The organism is Streptomyces viridosporus, from assembly GCF_002078235.1.
GTDB lineage: Bacteria > Actinomycetota > Actinomycetes > Streptomycetales > Streptomycetaceae > Streptomyces > Streptomyces viridosporus.
This window is the reverse complement of the sequence record NZ_MSGP01000494.1, coordinates 1-1,954: the sequence shown is the minus strand read 5'-3', so window position 1 is coordinate 1,954 and position 1,954 is coordinate 1. Positions and strand designations below refer to the sequence as shown.

The 1,954-nt window shown below is 76.4% G+C and carries 2 protein-coding genes; one reads left to right on the top strand and one right to left on the bottom strand.

The features are described from left to right. Positions 1-499 (bottom strand): polyprenyl synthetase family protein (locus B7L92_RS30160; protein ID WP_174704042.1); only part of this gene is annotated, 499 nt, incomplete at its 3' end. Between the two features lie 242 nt (positions 500-741). Here B7L92_RS30160 and B7L92_RS30155 point away from each other — a divergent pair. Continuing rightward, positions 742-1,941 (top strand): lycopene cyclase family protein, encoded by a 1,200-nt coding sequence (locus B7L92_RS30155; protein ID WP_081240523.1) that lies wholly within the window; start codon positions 742-744, stop codon positions 1,939-1,941. Positions 1,942-1,954: the final 13 nt, after the last annotated feature.

Here is a 1,954-nt window from a genome sequence, read left to right as displayed (position 1 = left end):
GGAGGGCGGGCCGCGCGCGGCGCAGCGTCGAGCCGTCCATCACGTCGTCGTGGACGAGCGCACAGGTCTGCAGGAGCTCGAGCGCCGCACCGATCCGCAGGGCCGCCGCGACCGAGGGGCCGTCACCGCCGCCGCAGGCGCGCAGCGCCCACCAGACGAAACGCGGACGGACGCGCTTGCCACCCGTCCGGGTGAAGCGCGCGACCCGCTCGGCCAGGTCGTCGCCGAACAGCGGGTCCACGGCCCGCGCACGGGCGACCCGGTCGGCCAGCACGTGGTCGAGCACGCGGCCGACCGCGGCGGACACGTCCCGGTCCACGGCGCGCGCGTCACCCATCCCCGCCGGCAGCAGGGCCTGCGCCGTCTCCGCCGGCCCGTCGGACCCCTCGCCCGGCACGTCGTCGGGCCGCGGCCGGCCGGCGGGCGCCGACCGGGGGACCGGGCGCGCGACGAGCAGCGGTCCCTCCACGGGGTGGTCCTTCGCCTGTGTACGGCACATCCCGGTTCCTCTCGTCCTGACCACAGATCGCTCCGTCACGCCCGTCCTTCCGCCCGCACCCCGCACATGGATGCGGGGCGGGCCGGAAAACCGGGCCGGCAGCCGGCACATGCCTTCCCCATGTGCTCCGCCGCCTCACCGGGCCCTGTCCGTCACACGTCCGAGTGACCCGCATCCGAACGGGCACACAGGCAGGAATGCTGACCGGGTGGGTGCGATCCGAGGAGCGGGAGGAGAGAGCCGTGGTGCTGGAGACGGAGGTGGCCATCGTCGGGGCGGGAGCCGCCGGACTGTCCCTGGCCCACCGCCTGTCGCGGCCCGTCCCGGGGACGCGCACGCCGTCGGTCGTCCTGGTGGACGCCCCGCCCGGCCCGATGCGCCCGCCGCGCCGGACGTGGTGCTTCTGGGAGGCCGGCGCGGGCCGTTTCGACGCCGCGCTCACGACGGCCTGGCGGCACCTGAGGGTGCGTCCCCCCTCGGGCTCGGCGGTCGAGGGGGACATCGCCCCGCTGCGCTACAAGATGATCCGGTCCGACGACTTCGAGCACCTGGTCGCGCACGACCTGGCCGCGAGCAGGGCCGTACGGCGCCTGGAGGCGACCGTCGGGGCGGTGGAGGACGTCCGCGGAGGAGCCCACGTCCACCTCCGGGACGCCGACGGCCGACCGGGCGTCCTGCGCGCCCGCTGGGTCTTCGACTCCCGACCCCCGGGCAGCCTGCCCGCCGCCCGCACCACGCTCCTGCAGCACTTCCACGGCTGGTTCGTCCGCACCGCCCGCCCGGTCTTCGACCCCCTCACCGCGGAACTGATGGACTTCCGCACCCCCCAGCCCGCCGAGGGCCTGTCCTTCGGCTACCTCCTGCCCGTGAGCCGCCGCGAGGCGCTGGTGGAGTACACGGAGTTCTCCCCGCGCCCCCTCTCGGCGGGCGGCTACGGGACGGCGGTACGGCAGTACGCCGAGGAGGTGCTCCGTCTCGGTGAACTCCAGGTGCTGTCCACCGAGACGGGTGTCATCCCGATGACGGACGCCCCGATGCCCCGGCAGGTCGGCGCGTCGGTCTTCCGCATCGGCGCCGCGGGCGGAGCCACCCGCCCCTCGACCGGTTACACCTTCGCCGGGATCCAGCGGCAGACGGGTGCCGTCGCCGCCGCCCTGCGCCGGGGCCGCCGCCCGGTGCCGCCCCCCGCGCACTCGGCCCGCTCCCGGGCCATGGACGCCGTACTGCTGCGTGCCCTGGACAGCGGCCGGGCCGACGGCCCCGCGCTCTTCTCCCGCCTCTTCGCCCGCGTGCCCATGCGGGACCTCCTGCTCTTCCTCGACGGCCGCACCCGGCTCCACGAGGACCTCGCCGTCGGCCTGCGCACCCCCGTCGGCCCGATGCTCCGCTCGGCGCTGGAGCTGCCCCGCCTGCCCCGCCGTCCGTTCGACCAGGACCCCTGATCCGGGGACCGCC